Annotated in this window: 13 protein-coding genes; 6 read left to right on the forward strand and 7 right to left on the reverse strand. The window is 44.4% G+C overall.

Annotated features, from left to right (window positions below; all coding sequences use genetic code 11):
- The first annotated feature begins 71 nt into the window (after positions 1-71).
- Genes GQF63_RS00615 through GQF63_RS00630 form a run of 4 tightly spaced genes read left to right on the forward strand, consistent with a single transcriptional unit; the run spans position 72 to position 1,806 of the window.
- Positions 72-509 carry an RrF2 family transcriptional regulator gene (locus tag GQF63_RS00615; RefSeq protein WP_160367164.1) on the forward strand — a complete coding sequence of 146 codons (438 nt, stop codon included), beginning with the start codon at positions 72-74 and terminating at the stop codon, positions 507-509.
- A gap of 10 nt (positions 510-519) precedes the next feature.
- Positions 520-909 carry a group III truncated hemoglobin gene (locus GQF63_RS00620; protein ID WP_160367165.1) on the forward strand — a complete coding sequence of 130 codons (390 nt, stop codon included), beginning with the start codon at positions 520-522 and terminating at the stop codon, positions 907-909.
- Positions 910-954: 45 nt separating this feature from the next.
- Positions 955-1,317, forward strand: a complete 363-nt coding sequence (locus GQF63_RS00625; protein WP_160367166.1) for a DUF488 domain-containing protein — start codon at positions 955-957, stop codon at positions 1,315-1,317.
- Positions 1,318-1,347: 30 nt separating this feature from the next.
- Positions 1,348-1,806, forward strand: coding sequence for a hypothetical protein (locus GQF63_RS00630; RefSeq protein WP_160367167.1), 459 nt, complete (start codon positions 1,348-1,350; stop codon positions 1,804-1,806).
- A 135-nt stretch (positions 1,807-1,941) separates the two neighbouring features.
- On the opposite strand, the gene GQF63_RS00635 is transcribed toward GQF63_RS00630, so the two are convergent.
- From GQF63_RS00635 to GQF63_RS00645, 3 genes are all read right to left on the reverse strand, one after another.
- Positions 1,942-3,408: an efflux transporter outer membrane subunit gene (locus GQF63_RS00635; protein ID WP_160367168.1), complete on the reverse strand. Its 1,467-nt coding sequence runs from the start codon at positions 3,406-3,408 to the stop codon at positions 1,942-1,944.
- Positions 3,408-6,563 (reverse strand): efflux RND transporter permease subunit, encoded by a 3,156-nt coding sequence (locus GQF63_RS00640; RefSeq protein ID WP_160367169.1) that lies wholly within the window; start codon positions 6,561-6,563, stop codon positions 3,408-3,410. Before GQF63_RS00640 ends, GQF63_RS00635 begins: the two co-directional genes overlap by 1 nt.
- Before the next feature lie 71 nt (positions 6,564-6,634).
- Positions 6,635-7,801: an efflux RND transporter periplasmic adaptor subunit gene (locus GQF63_RS00645; RefSeq protein ID WP_343031024.1), complete on the reverse strand. Its 1,167-nt coding sequence runs from the start codon at positions 7,799-7,801 to the stop codon at positions 6,635-6,637.
- 254 nt (positions 7,802-8,055) lie between these two features.
- Between GQF63_RS00645 and GQF63_RS00650 the strand changes: the two genes are divergently transcribed.
- The gene (locus tag GQF63_RS00650) at positions 8,056-8,385 is read left to right on the forward strand and encodes a DMT family transporter (RefSeq protein ID WP_160367170.1); all 330 of its coding nucleotides are present in this window, start codon (positions 8,056-8,058) and stop codon (positions 8,383-8,385) included.
- Positions 8,386-8,392: 7 nt separating this feature from the next.
- Here GQF63_RS00650 and GQF63_RS00655 read toward each other — a convergent pair whose 3' ends face one another.
- On the reverse strand, positions 8,393-10,183 hold the full coding sequence (locus tag GQF63_RS00655; protein WP_160367171.1) for a chloride channel protein: 1,791 nt from the start codon (positions 10,181-10,183) through the stop codon (positions 8,393-8,395).
- A 173-nt stretch (positions 10,184-10,356) separates the two neighbouring features.
- On the opposite strand from GQF63_RS00655, the gene GQF63_RS00660 reads away from it, so the two are divergent.
- On the forward strand, positions 10,357-12,522 hold the full coding sequence (locus GQF63_RS00660; RefSeq protein ID WP_160367490.1) for a S46 family peptidase: 2,166 nt from the start codon (positions 10,357-10,359) through the stop codon (positions 12,520-12,522).
- 809 nt (positions 12,523-13,331) lie between these two features.
- Here GQF63_RS00660 and GQF63_RS19615 read toward each other — a convergent pair.
- From GQF63_RS19615 to pckA, 3 genes are all read right to left on the reverse strand, one after another.
- A complete protein-coding gene (locus tag GQF63_RS19615) occupies positions 13,332-14,189 on the reverse strand; it encodes a YciI family protein (RefSeq protein ID WP_212592417.1) in 858 nt (285 codons plus the stop codon).
- 89 nt (positions 14,190-14,278) lie between these two features.
- Positions 14,279-15,307, reverse strand: coding sequence for a class 1 fructose-bisphosphatase (fbp, locus tag GQF63_RS00670; protein ID WP_160367492.1), 1,029 nt, complete (start codon positions 15,305-15,307; stop codon positions 14,279-14,281).
- A 30-nt stretch (positions 15,308-15,337) separates the two neighbouring features.
- Positions 15,338-16,900 carry a phosphoenolpyruvate carboxykinase (ATP) gene (pckA, locus tag GQF63_RS00675; RefSeq protein ID WP_160367172.1) on the reverse strand — a complete coding sequence of 521 codons (1,563 nt, stop codon included), beginning with the start codon at positions 16,898-16,900 and terminating at the stop codon, positions 15,338-15,340.
- Between the last annotated feature and the right edge of the window lie 93 nt (positions 16,901-16,993).

Raw genomic sequence — 16,993 nt, forward strand, 5'->3', positions numbered from 1 at the left:
ATATTTAGGACAAAACAGTCTGAATAACAAATCTATCGGTTATCTTTGATAGATAATTAGCGTAATAAACTATGTTTTCCAAAGCCTGTGAACACGGCCTCAAAGCTATTCTGTATATAGCAACACAATCAATGGATGGTAAGCGTGTCAAAATTGGGGAAGTTGCCGAGCATACGGCTACTCCCGAAGCATTTACCGCCAAAGTGTTAGGCACCTTGACGAAATTCAATATTTTAAAATCTGTGAAAGGCCCATATGGTGGATTTGAGATGAGTGAAGAACAAATCCACGGGGTAAGACTTGCCGATATCGTCAAAGCCATTGATGGCGAAGAGTTGTTTATAGGATGTGCTTTAGGGCTGCGCGAGTGCAATGCAAAGCGCCCCTGTCCGATGCACCATCGCTTTGTCGAAATTCGTAAAGAATTGAAAAGCATGATGGAAAGCAGCACGGTATACGACTTGGCCACCGATGTGATTGCGGGGGAAAGCGTATTAAAAACGCATTAACCGATATAAAATGAAACAAGATATTCAAGAACTGGACGATATTAAAGTATTGGTCGATACCTTTTACGATCGAATTCGCGAGAATGATTTGTTAGGCCCTATTTTCGATGGTATCATCCAAGATCGTTGGCCGGAACACCTCGAGAAAATGTACCGTTTCTGGCAAACCGTTTTATTAGAAGAGCACACCTATTTTGGCAGCCCCTTCCCTCCTCATATGCATATGCCGGTCGATAAATTTCATTTTGATACTTGGGTAGGTCTTTTTCACCAAACCGTGGATGAACTGTATGCAGGAGAGAAAGCCGATCGTGCGAAATGGCAAGGCTCGCGCATGGCCGAAATGTTCCAACATAAAATCGCCTACTACCGCGAACAAAAAGGAAGACCCCTTGCCTAAACCGGCAATATTTTCCCTTTGCCGAGCGTTGAAGAACAAAACAACATGAAGCTCCAGATTCACATTAAACGTATATACGAGCCCTACGATTCCGCAGATGGCTACCGCATCTTGATCGACCGCCTGTGGCCCCGTGGCATCGCCAAGGCCGAAGCTCATCTTGATGAGTGGAATAAAGAAGTAGCACCTTCCACCGCATTGCGAAAAGCCTTCAACCATCAAGCCGATCGTTTTGAGGAATTTAAAGTCGCGTACAAAAAAGAACTGGATGCCCATCAAGATGATGTTATTCGCATTATGCATATCGCCGAAGATAAGCCTGTCACCCTCTTATACGGCGCCAAAGACCCCAAAATTAACCATGCTATTGTTTTACTAGCCTATATCAAAGACTTACAGCGTTCCTAATTCCATATCGTATTTGCCCGGCCTGCCTTCATGAATTATTCACACTGGTTAATTTTCCATTCTTATTACCGTTGGCTTGTCCTGATAGCCATGCTGATTCAATTGCTCTGGATTTATTGGCAACACAAATACAAGCGGATTTTTAAAGCCTCCGATTGGCAGCTCCTGCTTGGCTTCACCCTACTCTATAATATCCAACTCCTCTTAGGCTGGTTGCTCTATTGCAGCAGCCCCATCAGCATGGGCTTCTGGCAGGATCTTCCCGCGAACCTCAAAAACCGACAATTACGATTCTTCGGCCTCGAACATATGAGCATGATGACCTTAGGGATCCTCCTGTTCAATGTGCTCACCATTATCGCGAAAAAGAAAATCGGTAGCCCTGCCTTTAGCTACCTTTGGAAACGGATCATCTGGATCTACCTGATTATCCTGTGTTCTGTCCCCTGGTCCTTTTCTCCACTTACCTCACGTCCCAATTTCCGATAAGCCCCTAAAAAGAGATGCCCGGTTCTCCCGGGCATCTGCATCTTTAACATCTGTCCCGAAACTCATAAGGGCAAAGATGAAGGAAGTGTATCATACGATACAGTGAAGACTCGTTAAGGTCTCAGGCAGCAGCGATTAACGCCAGCCTCCGCCTAAAGACCGGTATAGATCCACATAGGATTCTAAATGCGACTGGCGCAGTTCTACTAAGGCCAAATCCGAATCCAAGGCATTTCCTTGGGCCGTAATTACTTCTAGGTAGGTCGCATAGCCACTTTTAAATAGAAGGTTTGCATTACGCACTGCCTTGGCGGAGTTCTCTACCCGCAGGCGCGCAAAATCCAATTGCTCGCGTAATTTCTCCACCGTGATTACGGCATCCGACACTTCAGAAACAGCTTCTACTACCGTTTGCTGGAAGGCAAGCTCCGTTTTCTCGCGTTCAATTTTCGCAATCTCCCATTTGGTTTTTAAGGTTTTACTTTTAAAGATGGGTGCCGTTAGTTCGCCGGTAATTCCACCCAATAAAGCCCCTGGAATATTAAACCAGTTTTTCGGAAGCATGGCATTTACCCCCAATGAACCTCCTAAGGTTAAGGCAGGATAACGCATGGCTTGTTGGATGTTCGCATGCGCATTGGCCGCGATTAAATCGAATTCCGCACTGCGGATATCCGGTCTATTTCTTACAATTTCCAAAGGCGCACCTAAGGAGATATCTTTATTTTCTGCAAAAAGATGCTCAAAGCTCGTTCCACGTTGGATCTCATCGGGCATCATTCCCGACAATACGCGTAAGGCATTTTCCTGAATCACGATCTGACGTTCCAATTCCGGAACCAATGAAGCAGCAATTAGGCGCTGTGATTCCGTTTGCTGAATCGCTAAGGAGGTAATTTCTCCGGCCTCATATTGCAGTTTAATCATTTGTAGGGTACTGTCATTTAATAGCACGTTTCGTTTGGCCACTTCAATCTTAGCATCCAGCATCAGCAGGTTAAAATAACCTTTGGCCACACTGGCCACCACTTGGGTTTGCACCGCATTCTTTGCTTCTTGAGTATTCAGGTAATCGGCTAATAACTGATCTTTGGCATTACTTATCTTTCCCCAGATATCGATTTCCCAATTGAAACCTACTTCTGTTCCATATTGCGATAGATAGCTGAACATAGACTCCGGTGCTTTGCTGCCCTTATGTTCGTACCATTTGGAGGAAGGCGCTGAACCAAAGTCCTTCGAGCGCCATTGCCTATTGGCTCCGGCAATAACCATATCCACCTGTGGTAAATAATCCAATTTATTCCGACGCAATTCCTTGTTGGCAATTTCAATATTCAACAAGGCTGTTTTCATATCGAAATTATGCGCCAAGGCCGAGTCGATTAATGTTTTTAACGTAGGGTCATGGAAAAACTGTTTCCAAGTCGTCTTACTGATACTGGTGGTATCACCGAAATACGTTAAGGTATCCCCGCGATAACTTTCCGGGACATTCAATTCGGGTTGCACATATTTTTGACCTACCTTACAGCTCTGAATGAGCAAGATAGCCGCAAATAATCCTGCTATACTGAGTTTCGTTATGCTTATTTTCTTCATTATTCTTCCTCCGTTTTAATTTTACTACGTACCATTTCATCCAAGGACTTAAAGACCACAAACAGCATCGGTATAATAAAAATACCGAAGGTAACCCCGAAGAGCATCCCTCCTGCTGCCGAGAAACTGATGGAATGATTTCCGATGGCCGATGGCCCTACCGTCCACATCAATGGAATTAATCCGGCCACAAAGGCCAAACTAGTCATCAAAATCGGACGCAGACGTAGCTTAGCCCCATTAATTGCCGCATCGATAATGCTGAGGCCTTTCTGCCTTTCCTGAACGGCAAACTCCACAATCAAAATCGCATTCTTCGCCAATAGTCCTATCAACATGATCAATCCTACCTGCACGTAGATGTTGTTTTGAAGGCCTACAACCGCAATCGTACCATAAACCCCGATAAGACCTACCGGAACAGATAATAATACCGCCCATGGCAGGATATAGCTTTCGTACTGCGCGGCCAGCAAGAAGTACACAAATAAAATACTCAAGGCGAAGATCAATACGGTTTGCGAACCGGATTGGCTTTCCTCAAAACTCATCCCTGTCCATTCGTAACCATAGTTACCTGGCAGTTTTTCTTCGGCATGGCGTTCAATGGCGGCCATAGCATCACCGGTACTGTAGCCTTCTGCCGGTTCGGCATTCACGGCTATAGCATTGTACAGGTTATAGCGGGTAATGGTTTCCGGACCGACGATTTTCTCCAAGGTCAAGATGGTATTAATAGGCACCATTTTTCCCTGGTCGTTCCGCACGAAAATAGAGTTAAAGGATTCCGGATCCTTACGGAAGTCAAAGTCCGACTGCACATATACGCGGTATTGGCGGCCAAAGCGGCTAAAGTCACTGGCTTGCACCCGGGCAAAGTAAGAACGGATGGTCGACATCAAAGCATTGATACTTACCCCTAATGATTTTGCTTTCACCACATCGATATTCACCTCATATTGTGGGAAATTCGATTTAAAGGTCGTATAGGCATTCCCGATTTCCGGCAGTTGGTTCAACTCACTGATAAAGGTATCTGCCACCACGTTAAAGTCGCGGATATCGCCACCCAAGCGGTCTTGCAACACCATTTCGATACCGGCGAAGTCACCAAAACCTTGTACAGTGGGTCTCGGGAATATGGTAAATTTGGCCTCATGGAGCTGCGACAGATCCTGACGGATGGTATCCATAAATGCAGTAATATTTTTTATTTTCTCCCGATCGGCATGCGGTTTCAAATTGATATAACCCGCAGCGAAGGCCGGCGAGGAACTCGCATCTAAGGCGTTATAGCCCGATACGGAGGTCATCCCCGCAATATCCTCATGTCTACGCAAAATGCTATCGGCCTTTTTCAATACCTCTGTGGTACGGGCCAGGGAAGCTCCTGCTGGCATGGCCAGGTTATAGGTAATAAAGCCATCATCTTCCGTCGGGATAAAGGACTTCGGTGAGCGGTTCATCATAAATACCCCCAAGGCCGTAACCAAGGCTAAACCAGCCCAGGCCACATGCTTTTTCTTGATGAGGTATTTCACCCCAACCAGGTATTTATTGGTGAAGTTATCGAAGGCCGTATTAAAGGCTTTGAAAAAACGATCTTTATATTTTACGAAGGTTGTTTTCTTCGCTTCTTCCTTCTCCTCATCGTGTGGCGGTTTCAATAAGAGCGCACAGAGTGCCGGACTTAAAGTCAAGGCATTTAAGGCTGAGATCAAAATCGCCGTGGCCAAGGTATAGGCAAACTGTCGATAGAATATCCCCGCAGGGCCTTCCATAAAACCAACAGGTAAGAATACCGCCGCCATCACCATAGTAATCGATAGAATGGCCGAAGTAATTTCCGACATCGTCGATAAAGTGGCTGCTTTAGCTTTTAAGCCGGTATGATGCATCTTTTGGTGTATGGCCTCGACGACGACAATGGCATCATCCACCACAATACCAATCGCCAGCACCAGGGCAAACATCGTTAATACGTTCAGCGAGAAGCCAAAGAGTTGCAGGAAGAAGAAGGTACCAACCAAGGATACCGGAATTGCAATCGCCGGAATCAAGGTCGATCGGAAATCCTGCAAGAATATAAATACAATGATAAATACCAGGATAAAGGCCTCAAATAAGGTATGCTTCACCTGGGAAATCGACTCGTCGATCTGATCCCTGACGGAGTAGGTTATTTCGTAATGTATACCCTTGGGGAAGGTCTTGGCCTGCTCTTCCAATACCTTGCGCACCTCCACATCAATATCGTGTGCATTGGAACCCGAGGTCTGGGTCAGGTTTAAGGTTAAGCCGGGGTGGCCATCCACCTTATTATCGGAGTTTAAGTTGGTGGCTCCAAATTCGACGCGGGCTACATCTTTCAGGTAGAGCACTGAACCGTCTTTATTGGTTTTTATCACCACATTTTGAAACTCCTCGGGTTGGGTAAAACGCCCCTTATGCTTAATAACCGTTTCAAAGGCCTCCTCCGAGGTTTCCCCAAATTTACCCGGTGCAATTTCAAAGTTCTGATCTTTAATCGCATCGGTTACATCCTTAGGCACCAAATTATAGAGGGCTAATTTCTCGGGGTTTAACCACAAGCGCATGGCGTAGTCACGCGCTCCTAAGCGGGAAACCTGTGCTACCCCATCCACCCGTAAGAGTGGCCGCATCAGATTAATCTGTGCATAGGCTTGCAAGAACGTTTCATCGTAGATACTGTCCTGATGGTCAGAGAAGAGGTTAATGGTCATGATGACCCCGGATTGCCGCGGCATCACCGTTACCCCTGCTTCGTTTACCTCGGAAGGAATGGAACTGATGGCTTTAGAAATCCGGGTCTGCACATTCACCGAGGCCACATCTGGATTGGTTCCTGTTTTGAAATAAACCGTTACAGTTCCAGAACCCGAGTTGGAAGCCGTAGAACGGATATAGGTCATATTCTCGACCCCGTTAATAGCCTCTTCAATTGGCAGAAGCACGGATTTAGCAACCGTTTCTGCGGTTGCTCCCGGATAACTCAGGGACACCACCACACTAGGAGGGGCAATTTCAGGAAAGCGGGTCACCGGCAATAATTTCATGCCGACTAAACCCAAGATCACTAATATGATAGATACAACCGTCGCAAGGACTGGTCGATTTACGAATGTCTTTAACATAAATGCTATTTAGATTGACCAAGCCTGAGCCACGCTGGGAGCGTGGCGAATCGGCTCTGTATTCTGTTTACTTATTGTTTCTTCTGCTCAATAGGCATAATGGCGGAACCATCGGTTAGCTTATCAAAGCCACTTAAGATCACCCTGTCGCCTTCTTGCAGGCCTTCCGAAACAATGTAATTCGCTTTACTCTTACCGGCTATGCTAATGTTACGGCGTTGCGCGGTATTGTTTTTATCCACAACAAACACAAAGGTTTTGTCCTGCAACTCGCTGGTTGCTACTTGAGGAATCTGCAATACATCATCCTTCACCTCTGAAATTTTCAGCGTACCGGTACTTCCGGAGCGCAGTATATTATCAGAGTTTTTAAAGGAGGCGCGTAAAGAAATCGCACCTGTGGTACGGTCTACCTGACCATTTACCGCATCTACAATGCCTTTAAACTTATACTCTTCACCGTCGGCCAACACCAGGGTCACTTCAGGGAAGGTTAATTTCTTGGTTTTATCGTAACGACGGCCCTCCAAGCTATCTTTCTTGGCTTGCGCTTTAGAAAAATAGAGGAAATCCGATTCATTCATTGCAAAGTATACATATACCTCTTGCACATCTGATAAGTAAGTTAAGGGTTCCTTATCTCCTTTGCTCACTAAGTTACCGATGCGTTTCGGAATACGTCCGATATAGCCGCTCACAGGTGCGGTAATAACGGTAAAATCTTTACTGATTTGTGCCGAACGCACTTCGGCAGTAGCTTGATCCAATGTTGCTTTGGCGACTTGGTAATCGGCTTCGGCTGAGGCTAGACGCACCTCAGAAATAACTTCATTTTCCACCAAAGGCTTCAAACGATCTACTTCCAATTTGGCATTCTTTAATTTTGCCTTCGCCACCTGCTGGCTTGCCACCATATTATTCAGGTCCTCTTGGTAAAAAGAAGGGTCGATTTTAAAGAGCTTCTGCCCTTTTTGCACAAAAACACCCTCGTCCACGTAGATTTCCTGTAAAAGGCCTTCCACCTGCGGACGCACATCCACATTCACTTTCCCTTCAATCGTTCCTAAATAATCCTTAACCGTTACAGCGTCTTCCTTATTTACGGTATACACGGGTAATGCTAATGCTTTGTTACTTTCTTTTTCTTTGGATTTGCTTTCCGAACAGCTAGAAAAGATGCTGATCGAACTAAACAAAACGATACTTGCTTTTAAAATTGATAAATTGAGTTTCTTCACGTGTATTATATGTTTAATTCTTCCTTCGTAATATTTTTATTACATTTCTTCACTTATTAACGTATTATTCAACAATTATTGTACCGTTTAACATTTGTTAACAAATTATGTTTAGGTTAAGTTTACATTAAGAAGTATGGAATAAAAGGTTAACTATCTGATATACAGGGTCAGTAAAATAAGACAAAAGGCTATTTAAACTTTTGTTTGAAAAAGTCAGATATTTAATATCTTAGCGGAAATTGATTGGAAAAATGAAGTACCTGTACCTATTAATCGCCATTATTGCGGAGATCTTCGCAACGACCTACCTTAAAAAATCCGAAGGTTTTAGTCTGTGGAAACCCACGCTTATTTGCTTAATTGGCTATGGGGTAGCCTTTTATTTTCTGAGTTTAACCCTACGGACCATGCCTGTAGGCATTGCATACGCCATTTGGTCGGGCGTAGGTATTATATTTATCAGCTTAATCGGGATGTTCTACTTTAAGCAGACACCCGACCTACCAGCGATCATCGGATTAACGCTCATAGTAATCGGCGTGGTAGTCATCAATGTATTTTCGAAAATGGGAAGCCATTAGGCCTTCCCTATTCCAAATACATCCCCTGCCGCACCAATAAGCCCCGGTATTTATTAAATACCGAAGATTTAGACACAAAACCTAAGTACTGCCCCTCTTTATTGACTACCGGAAGAATCCACACATCGTCACGATTCATCTTGCCCATCACCACTTCCATATGTTCGGTCTCCACAATCATGTCGTTAGGCTTTTGTGCTAAGCTAGCAAAGGTCTTATCCTTCCCTTCTTGTTCGCCCAGTAAGATCGCAAACAAACGCTCGCTATAGATAATGCCAATCAGCTTGCCTTCATCATCAACAATCGGGAAAATATTACGCTTGGAGTGAATGATATCCGACTGCCGATCCAAAGGGGTTTCCTTCGGATGCAACCGCACAAAATTAGTCTCCAACACATAGCGTAACTTCATCATACTCAACACCGTCCTGTCCTTATCTTCATAAGAGATTAAATCTCCCGACTCCGCCAATACTTTGGTATAGATGGAATGTTTCATAATAGCCCTGTTGATAAAATAGGAAATGGACACCACCAACATCAAGGGCACCATTAAGGTATAACCGCCGGTTATTTCAGCAATTAGAAAGATGCCTGTTAAGGGCGCGTGCATAATACCGGCTAAAGCACCGGCCATTCCGGCCATCACAAAGTTCGGCACGTTTAACTGCACCAAGCCTGTTTGGTTCATGCCAAAGGCAAAGGCAAAACCTATGAGGCCACCCATAACCAAACTCGGCCCGAAGACTCCCCCATTACCACCTCCGTTGATGGTGAAAAGCGAAGCAATGGATTTACCAAATAAGGTTAAAATGGTATAGATCATAACCGCCCAGCCGATATCTTTATAATCGGAGAACAAACTGTTTTTCAGAATGGAATCAAAACGCCCATCGAGGATCTGCTGTATGGATAAATAGCCTTCACCATATAAAGCCGGAAACACAAAGATTAACACGCCCAAGGATATCCCGCTGAGCCAAACCTTATTATAGGGGTTTGAAATCTTGGCAAACCACTGCTTAACTGCCTGCGACAGAAAGGAAAAGTAAACCGTAAATAAACCGATGATAACCGCCAACAAGAGGTAAAAGAACAAGGCTTCAACCTCCCAACCCGTGGTGGTGGTGTGAAACAAAGGTTCGCTATACAGCAATTTTGAAATAACGGCCGCTAAGGCAGACGAGATTAACAAAGGGATAAAAGCCGGAATGGAAAACTCGGTCAGCAAAATTTCAATAGCAAAAATCATCCCTGCAATCGGGCTGTTAAAGGCTCCTGAAATTCCTGCAGCCGCCCCACAGGCCAACAGCATGGTGACCTCCTTATAACTTAAGCCAAAGAACCGAGCCATATTAGAACCTATGGCCGATCCGGAATAGGCAATAGGTGCCTCCAAACCACAGGAACCACCAAAACCAACGGTTAAGGCTGAAGACACAATCTGCGAATACACATTATGAAATTCAATACGGCTTGATTTTCGAGAAATGGAATAGATAATCGGTGTAATCCCATGTTCAAACTTCTGCCCTTTCAGCATTTTACGCACGAAAAGAACGGATAGAAAGATGCCGATCAGCGGGAAAACAAGGTATAAGGAGTATTTATAGTGCCATTCTACATCGTCTTGCAAGGAAGAGGCAATAAAATGGGTCAAGCCTTTTAACAGGGCCGCTGCCAGTCCGCCCACTATTCCGACAAAAAAAGCCAGCAACACCAAGAAGTTCCGGTTGGAAATCTTCTGCATCCGCCACTTGTTTAAGTTTTCTAGTTTTTTCAGCAAGCGCCCTCTCATATGTGATTTTTGTATTCTGGATGGAAAAATTGAAATTCCTTGCAAATATAGAAACTGTTTGGCAGATAGTTAAACCAAAGGAGGGATAATCCGTTGTGCAGCTGAAAAAACACGAGTGAAGGTCTGCCAAAAACATTTTGTATTTTTGGAAAGTACAAATAGCATTGATTATGATGAACAAACTAAAAGTCGGCTTGCTTGCAGCAGTGGTAGCAGCCGCTTGTTTTAATTTCTCTGCCGCGGTTCCCGATGAGGGGATGTTCCCTTTAAGCGAATTAAGCCGCGCAGGATTGAAGAAAGCAGGATTAAAAATCAAAGAAAAGGACATTTACAACCCGGGGCAAATCGGATTGGTGGATGCCTTGGTGCAAGTAAGTGGCTGCTCAGGCTCTTTTGTGTCACCAAATGGCTTGATTATCACCAACCACCACTGTGCCTTCTCGGCCGTACAATTGGCGTCTAGCCCTACCCATAATTACCTGGAAAATGGTTTTGTGGCCAATTCCTATGAGCAGGAAATTGAAGCCAAAGGATTAACCATACGCATTACCGACTCGTATGAGGATGTTTCGCAACAGGTATTGGATGCTGTAGCTTCCATTAGCGATCCGATTCAACGGATTGAAACCATTCAGCAAAAACGCGAAGAAATAGCACGTGCCGCCGAAGCTGCCGACCCGACCATCAAAGCCGAAGTATCGGAAATGTTTATCGGAAAAAGCTATGTTCTATTCAAGTATAAAACTATTGAAGATGTACGCTTAGTATACATTCCACGTCAGGATATTGGCGAGTTTGGTGGAGAAACCGATAACTGGGTGTGGCCGCGCCATACCGGCGACTTCTCCTTCCTACGTGCCTATGTAAGCCCGGATGGGAAATCAGCAAAATATGCGAAAGAGAATGTGCCTTACAAACCGAAGAAGCATTTAAAGGTAAGCCCGAAAGGCGTAAAGGAGAACGACTTTGTGTTTATCTTGGGCTATCCGGGTCGTACCTTCCGTCATCGTCCGGCGCAGTACCTATCCTACCAACAGCAATTCTTACTTCCTTATACCTCAAATCTTTACGAGTTCCAAAATCAACAAATGCATTTGGCAGGTAAGGATGATAAAGCAACAGAATTAGCCCTAGCAACCCGCATTAAGCGCAATGCCAACGTAATGAAAAATTACCAGGGTAAGTTGAAGGGATTACGCAATATTGGGCTGGTGGATACAAAGAAAGCGGAAGACGAAAAGCTTGCCGCCTTTATCAATAGCAAACCGGAGCTGAAAGCAAAATACGGTAGCCTGATGCAAGATATCGATGCGCATTATGCCATGGTATTCGCCGATGCTGAAAAAGAACTGTGGTATAACAATGTGTACTCCGGAATCCGCCTGTTGCAGATCGCCAGCCTGGTAAACTCGTTCCAAGAAGCCTTAGGAAAAGAGTTAAACAGCAGCAAACGCGAAAACCTATTCCGCATCAATATTAACCAGTTTAAAAAACAAGCCGATGGCCTTTATGAAAGCTATAACAAAGCTGTAGATAAAAGCATTGCCGGCCACATGTTCCAACAAGCTTATCAGCTGAAAGGACAGAATAGCATCGGATTTATTCAGAACAAAGGCTTTAAATCGGAGCAACAAGCCGCAGATTATATTCAGTCTGTTATTGAAAAATCGGATCTGAACAACCAAGAGGTTTTGTATACCCGCATATTAAAAGATGCGGCCAGCCTCATGGCCTATAAAGATGAGTTGATGAAATTGCAAGATGCCCTGATGTTGGAAACAGCCCCGTTCCGCGAGGAACAGAAACGCCGCGAAGGGAACTTGAATAAATTGATGGCCGACTATGTTGCCGTAAAAGAGCAATTCTTAGCCACCAATTTTATCCCTGACGCCAACTCTACCTTACGCCTTACCTTCGGTAATATCAAAGGGTATAGCCCGGTAGATGCGACTTACATGGAACCCTTCACTACCGTGCGCGGATTAATTGAAAAAGGAAACTCCGGAGCCCCAGAATTCACTTATCCACAAGCCATTAAACAAAACTGGTTGGATAAAAACTTCGGCAACTATTTCAAAAAGGAAATCAATGATGTGCCTGTAAATATCCTGTACAACATGGATACCACCGGCGGAAACTCAGGATCGCCTATTATGAACGCCTACGGCGAATTGATCGGAGTAAACTTCGACCGCGCCTATGATGCGACGATCAACGACTTCGCCTGGAACGAAAGCTATAGCCGCTCGATTGGCGTGGATATCCGCTATGTGCTATGGATCGCAGATAAGATCGATAATGCGCAGTTTATTATTAAGGAAATGGGGATTGGAAGTTAGATTTGAGATGTGAGATGTGAGATGTGAGACCTGTCAACATTTTATCACCATTTTGTCATCGTGTTGTCATCGTGAGCGGAGTCGAACGACTGGTACGTCAATGCAAACCACAAATAATAATAGATGTAGGTATAAAAGTACGTCAAACCACATAACAATAATACGACTCGTTTCACCATTACCTATCAAACATTAAAAAATAAATTTTCACTTATAAAAAAGCTGACCGATGGCCAGCTTTTTTTATGACCTTCTTTTGTATACCTCCCTTTCTCTCCCCTTTCACTCCCCTTTCAAACCCATTTCTACCCCCTTTGGAAAGGGTGCTGATAAAAGAGAGAAAGGTGCTAAAGACGGGCCATAACAAGTACTGATGGAGAGTATGCTGGAAGAAAAAATAAGGAAAGGAAAAGAGAGGGTAGAAATTGCAGTAAAGTACTACAAACAAAGTTGTGGGTTACTGTTGATTGCATTGACGTACCAATGGTTCGTGGTTCGACTCCTCACGATGACAATACTTGCCGCAACTATGAACAATGCGTGCCGCAGTTTACTAGCAAAGCGTGACCTAGTTTACCAGTAAAGCTTAACAAGCAATGCCAAATCATGTCATCACTTTTCAATAAATTTTGCAAAAATTTTTACCCCTTTCCGAGGGCAACACTATGACAAAATGGTGATAAAATGGTGATAAAACGATGATTGCATTGACGTACCAGTCGTTCGTGGTTCGACTCCGCTCACCATGACAAAACGATGGCAAAGTGATGACAAAAGTGATGACAAAACGTTGACAACAAAATGCCCCCCTAAAAACTTTCCTTTGTTATTTTTTTTGAATAGGGCAAGTACATCGGTAATGCTGCTGAGCCATACCAAGGATAGATACTAAAACTAAGGAGTTCATTCTTAATAGCGGGATCTGTTAGTAGCAATTCCCGGAGTTCGGCTTCTGTTTTTACGTTTTGGAAGATGAAAAGGCCGCGGTATTGGTCATTGTTTTTGCCGAAGGGTCCGGCGACGATGAGTTTATCTTCTGCAACCAGGCGATTGATATTGGCCATGTGTCCTTGGAAGCTTTCTTTAATTAAGGTTTGGTCGGTAGTAGTGTTCACGCCTGTTTTTAAAACCACAAAGAAGAAAGACTTCATGCCGTAAGCATCTGCGCCAAGCTTTTGGGCAAGGGCTTCGTCATAGGCCGTATTGGTTGTTGCATCGGGGTTTAGCGCGGTTTTTACCCGCTGCATGTTAAAAGTAATTTTCTTTTCTCCGGCTACTAGGGTGACCAGCATGCTATCAGGTGCTAGTTTTTGGTAGCGAATTATTTTGGGGAAATCGTGTTTCGGGTTTTCAAATTGGTAGAAATCCGGGCCTTTGCTGCCTTTGAATTGTATGGCTTTGCCTTGGTTCTGCTCCATGACCGTGGCATCTAGCCAAAAATTCTTTCCCTCTTCCTTTAGGTCGAGGTATTCGATGATTCTAAACGCTTTGGGATTGCTATTATCATAGGCGAAACCTTTTAACCGGTTTGGGGATAGTTCATCCCAGTGTTCAAAGAGCTGCTCGCCCTTTACTTGCCAGGTGCCCTTAAAGAATTGAACAGCGGTTTGTTGCGCATAGGTTTGCAGGGCTAGCAGCGTAGCTAGCAAGCTGAACAGTAATTTCATCGTTCGTTAATAAATATCTAGTACAAACATAAATAAAAGCCTGCATTCCTCGTTGTCGTACAGGCTAATAAAGTTTGTACTAGAAAACATTAAACTAGATTCGATTCCACATGAATGTGTTCATGGATATAACGTTCCACCATATCAACCATCATCTCACTACCAATAATTAGTGCGGTACGTTGGTGTAGATACGTAGGTTCGATATCCATAATCGGGATGACTCCCGTACTGGCCTTCCCTCCCGCTTGTTCAGCGATGAAGGCCAATGGATTACATTCATACATCAATCGTAACTTTCCATCCGGATACTGCACGGTTTCCGGATACAGAAAGACACCCCCTTGGATCATGTTTCTATGGAAGTCGGCCACTAAAGAGCCAATATAGCGCGATGAATACGGTCGTTTGGTTTCTGCATCAATTTCCTTACAGTATTGCAGATATTGCTTGATGGCTGTTGGAAATTGGTTGTAGTTACTTTCGTTGACCGAGTATACCCGACCATTTTTTGGGATGGTCAAGGAAGGATGCGATAAGCAAAACTCACCGATGGAAGGGTCTAAGGTAAAGCCGTGCACGCCGCGCCCGGTGGTATAGACCAGCATGGTGGAAGAGCCATAGATGACATAGCCCGCGGCCACCTGCTCTCTACCTGTTTGATTAAAATCTTCCGCTTGCAGCGGTCCTTCGGCAGACTTCCGCTTGTAAATGGAGAAAATCGTTCCTACCGACACATTAGAGTCGATATTGGAGGAGCCGTCCAAAGGGTCAAAATAGACCATATACTTTCCGATATGGTATCTTTTGGTTTTGGTGAGTTCGATGCCATCTTCATGTTCTTCAGATGCCAGGTAGCAGCATTCGCCACCCCGTTTTAAGACATCCATAAAATGATGATCAGCAAAGACGTCCAGCTTTTGTTGTTCCTCTCCCTGTACATTGCAATTGCCCTGCTTGCCCAGGATGTCGGCTAACCCAGCCTTATTCACTTCGCGATGAACAATTTTTGCGGCCAATGATATGGCCTGCAGTAGGCGTGTAAATTCACCTTTTGCCGTGGGGAACAATGCCTGTTGTTCCATCACAAATTGTTCGAGAGTTTGTATACTCATTATTCTATCCTTATTGGTTTATGTTGTGATTAATTATGCTTCTTCAAGTTTAACATATTGCACATAATTAGCTTCAAACATGCCTTTGAGCTTTTCGGCCATTTCGATGTAGCCGTCCTGGTTTGCCCACATTTTCTTCGGGTTTAACAGTTCCGAAGGAATGTCAGGACACTCGCGGGGGATTTGAAGGTTAAAGATGTTGTGCATTTCATATCCGGCCTCGCCCAGGTTATTCTCCATAGCGGCACGGATTAATCCACGTGTATATTTTAAAGGAATACGACGGCCAACTCCATACGGGCCTGCTACCCAACCGGTATTGACTAACCAAACCTGAATATCAGGGTGGTTTTCCAAGCGTTGTTTTAACATTTCGGCATAGCGCATGGGATGTAGCGGCAAAAAGGCAGCTCCAAAGCAAGCCGAGAAAGTTGCTGTAGGGGTTTTTACGCCCATTTCGGTACCTGCCACCTTCGCGGTATAGCCATTGATAAAGTAGAACATGGCTTGTTCAGGTGTTAATTTAGAAATGGGAGGCAATACGCCAAAAGCATCGGCACTTAAGAAGAAAATATGCTTTGGTGCTTTGGCACAGCCTTTATCGCTTACCTTATCGATAAAATGCAGCGGATAGGAAACCCGTAGGTTTTCGGTGATGCTGCTATCGTTATAATCTATTTCGCGGGTGCCGGGAATAAAGTTTGCATTCTCGATTAAGGCGCCAAACTTAACGGCATTGTAAATTTGCGGTTCTTGTTGGGCATTTAGGCCAATGCCTTTGGCATAACAGCCACCTTCGAAATTAAAGATTTCGTTATCGGCCCAGCCGTGTTCATCGTCTCCGATTAACAGTCGGCCTTCATCGGAAGACAGGGTTGTTTTTCCCGTGCCGGAAAGTCCGAAGAATAAAGCTGTATCGTTGTTTTCCCCCACATTGGCAGAACAGTGCATGGTAAGCACATTATGTTTTAAGGGCAATACATAGTTTAGCGCAGAGAATACACCTTTTTTAATCTCACCGGTGTAAGCGGTTCCAATAATAAGGATAAGCTGCCGGCTTAAATCGATGGCGACACAATGTGCCGTTGGAAGACCTAATTGCTCATAGTCGGGCAAGCTAAGGTCGGAGGCGACCAATACCGTCCAATCGATAGGTTTCTCTTGCTTGGGATCACGCTCGATAAACATATTATCGACGAAGTGGCTTTGTACGGGTTTTTCACAAACCACCAACACCTCCTGCGCATAGGCTTTGTGGTTACAAGCCTGTACGGTTCGTAGGTACAAAGGGATGCGCGATAAGTACTGGCTTACGCGTTGCTGCAAATCATCGAACAGGCTGCTAGTCATGGCTTTATTTACTTTCCCCCAATTGACTTGGTCGATTGTAAATTGGTCCTGAACGATAAAACGGGACTCTGGTGAGCGCCCCGTAAATTTCCCAGTGGTAAAACTTAGTGCACCACTATTCGTAAGATTTCCTTGATTTTGTTTGACAGCGTGTTCGATCAATTCCGGTACCGGAAGCTGCACATAGATTGGCTCAACAGGGCGGATGCCAAGAGCCTCTAATTGAATACTGATTACGTTTGTCATATATAGGCTTTATTTGTCGACAAAGCTAGATATATTTTTAGCATAAAAAAATGGAAATTTAGCATATTGTATGAAATACACATTTTTAACAAA

The sequence above is a fragment of the Sphingobacterium humi genome (assembly GCF_009768885.1).
Classification (GTDB): domain Bacteria; phylum Bacteroidota; class Bacteroidia; order Sphingobacteriales; family Sphingobacteriaceae; genus Sphingobacterium; species Sphingobacterium humi.

Excerpts from the sequence above, each read along its gene's own strand:
- GQF63_RS00655 (WP_160367171.1), bottom strand. The coding sequence starts at position 10,183 with ATGAGAGGGCGCTTGCTGAAAAAACTAGAAAACTTAAACAAGTGGCGG.
- GQF63_RS00640 (WP_160367169.1), bottom strand. The coding sequence starts at position 6,563 with ATGTTAAAGACATTCGTAAATCGACCAGTCCTTGCGACGGTTGTATCT.
- GQF63_RS19615 (WP_212592417.1), bottom strand. The coding sequence starts at position 14,189 with ATGAAATTACTGTTCAGCTTGCTAGCTACGCTGCTAGCCCTGCAAACC.
- GQF63_RS00625 (WP_160367166.1), top strand. The coding sequence starts at position 955 with ATGAAGCTCCAGATTCACATTAAACGTATATACGAGCCCTACGATTCC.
- pckA (WP_160367172.1), bottom strand. The coding sequence starts at position 16,900 with ATGACAAACGTAATCAGTATTCAATTAGAGGCTCTTGGCATCCGCCCT.
- GQF63_RS00620 (WP_160367165.1), top strand. The coding sequence starts at position 520 with ATGAAACAAGATATTCAAGAACTGGACGATATTAAAGTATTGGTCGAT.
- GQF63_RS00660 (WP_160367490.1), top strand. The coding sequence starts at position 10,357 with ATGAACAAACTAAAAGTCGGCTTGCTTGCAGCAGTGGTAGCAGCCGCT.
- GQF63_RS00615 (WP_160367164.1), top strand. The coding sequence starts at position 72 with ATGTTTTCCAAAGCCTGTGAACACGGCCTCAAAGCTATTCTGTATATA.
- GQF63_RS00635 (WP_160367168.1), bottom strand. The coding sequence starts at position 3,408 with ATGAAGAAAATAAGCATAACGAAACTCAGTATAGCAGGATTATTTGCG.
- GQF63_RS00650 (WP_160367170.1), top strand. The coding sequence starts at position 8,056 with ATGAAGTACCTGTACCTATTAATCGCCATTATTGCGGAGATCTTCGCA.
- GQF63_RS00630 (WP_160367167.1), top strand. The coding sequence starts at position 1,348 with ATGAATTATTCACACTGGTTAATTTTCCATTCTTATTACCGTTGGCTT.